Source organism: Oceanivirga salmonicida (assembly GCF_001517915.1).
Taxonomy (GTDB): domain Bacteria; phylum Fusobacteriota; class Fusobacteriia; order Fusobacteriales; family Leptotrichiaceae; genus Oceanivirga; species Oceanivirga salmonicida.
This window is the reverse complement of sequence record NZ_LOQI01000174.1, coordinates 1-512: the sequence shown is the minus strand read 5'-3', so window position 1 is coordinate 512 and position 512 is coordinate 1. Positions and strand designations below refer to the sequence as shown.

Genomic DNA, 512 nt, shown 5'->3' with positions numbered 1-512 from the left:
TCTTTATTGTGAGCTCCTGTTCCATCACAGCTATTACATTTACCTTTTCTAGTATAGCTAACTTTGGCATCATAATCACTTACTATATCTTCTAATTTTAGGTTTATATTATATTCTAAATCTCTACCTTTAACTGTTCTACTTGAGTATGAACTACCATATGATAGATTTGGTCATGCAGCATTTGAAAATGGTGGTGCAGGAGCAGGTGGATTTGGTGGTTTTGGCGGGTTTGAAGGCTTTTCAGGATTTGGTTCAGGTGGATTTTCTGATATATTTGAAAGTTTCTTTGGTGGAAATCCTGAATTAAAAGTTAATGGAGACATAAAGAAAAATGTTCAAGTTGGTGGTAGTTTATCAGTAGGCTATAACTGGTAACAGTTAATAAAATTTCAAATAAATCTGGAATTTTATAAATATAAAAACAAGGTATAAATTATTATAACTTGTTTTATAAGGAGAAAATATGAAATATTTCAAAACAATTTTTATTATATTAAGCACAGTTTTAT

The 512-nt window shown here is 29.5% G+C and carries 1 protein-coding gene; it reads right to left on the bottom strand.

Annotated elements, in window-relative coordinates:
* Window positions 1-173 precede the first annotated feature (173 nt).
* A complete protein-coding gene (locus tag AWT72_RS09555; RefSeq protein ID WP_156413155.1) occupies window positions 174-326 on the bottom strand; it encodes a hypothetical protein in 153 nt (50 codons plus the stop codon).
* Window positions 327-512 lie beyond the last annotated feature (186 nt).

Bases quoted from the DNA above. Each gene is read 5' to 3' on its own strand.
- AWT72_RS09555 (WP_156413155.1), bottom strand. From the start codon at position 326: ATGTCTCCATTAACTTTTAATTCAGGATTTCCACCAAAGAAACTTTCA.